1 protein-coding gene and 1 pseudogene are annotated in these 891 nt (G+C 51.4%); both read left to right on the top strand.

The window, feature by feature from the left end:
* A pseudogene (locus HWE04_RS24160) lies at positions 1 to 460 on the top strand (hypothetical protein); the annotation flags it as partial.
* Positions 444 to 891: ATP-binding protein (locus HWE04_RS24155; RefSeq protein WP_241813919.1), on the top strand; the 448-nt coding region annotated here is incomplete at its 3' end. The pseudogene HWE04_RS24160 and the gene HWE04_RS24155, both read left to right, overlap by 17 nt.

Raw genomic sequence — 891 nt, 5'->3', positions numbered from 1 at the left:
TGACCGCGTAGCTGCCTTCGGAAGGCAGTGGAAAGTGGGTCAGATGGCGAGGGTCAATTCTGCGAGCAAATCAACATGGCGCCATTACTTAGCTGTTTTGCAGCGAAAACCAGGTGCTTTACGCAACGGCGCACCGTTTTCTGAGCTTCCGGCTGCATTTAAAGACATGCAATCCATCTTACTCAAGCGGCCCGGCGGGGACCGCGAAATGGCCGAGATTTTGGCGCTCGTTATGTTTCATGACGAAAAAGCGGTTTTGTCCGCAGTTGAAGCATCTCTTGCAAGTGGTGCGCCATCAAAACAGGTTGTTCTCAATGTCCTCAGTAGGCTATTGGACGGCACTCCTCCGCCGAAGATAAGCGCGCCGCAGGCATTACAACTGCACGTGGAACCGGCCGCAGACGTCGGTCGATATGATGCACTGAGGAAAAAGGATGGTGATCATGTCGACGCAGCCTGAAGCTTTACTTGAGATGTTTCGTATTCTTAAACTGCGAGGCATGGCACACGCGGTGTCTGACCTGGCAGCGCAAAATTCCCCCGCATTTCAAGCCGCCTTGCCCGTTCTTTCGGATCTGGTCAAAGCTGAGATCGCGGAACGTGAGGTTCGATCGCTAGCCTATCAGATGAAAGTGGCGAAGTTTCCGGCGTATCGGGATTTGAGTGGTTTTGACTTCAGCGTGAGCGAAGTGAACGAGGCGCTCATTCGAAAATTGCACACTTGTGATTTTCTAGAATCGGGACAGAACATTGTTTTCGTTGGAGGGCCAGGAACTGGTAAGACTCACCTTGCAAGCGCAATTGGTATTCAAGCAATTGAGCATCGAGATGCTCGTGTTCGCTATTTCTCGACCATCGAGCTAGTGAATTTACTAGAGCAAGAAAAGCAGC

The organism is Herbaspirillum sp. C7C2, assembly GCF_022627865.1.
Taxonomy (GTDB): domain Bacteria; phylum Pseudomonadota; class Gammaproteobacteria; order Burkholderiales; family Burkholderiaceae_D; genus Herbaspirillum; species Herbaspirillum frisingense.
This window is presented reverse-complemented; position numbering and strand designations above follow the sequence as displayed.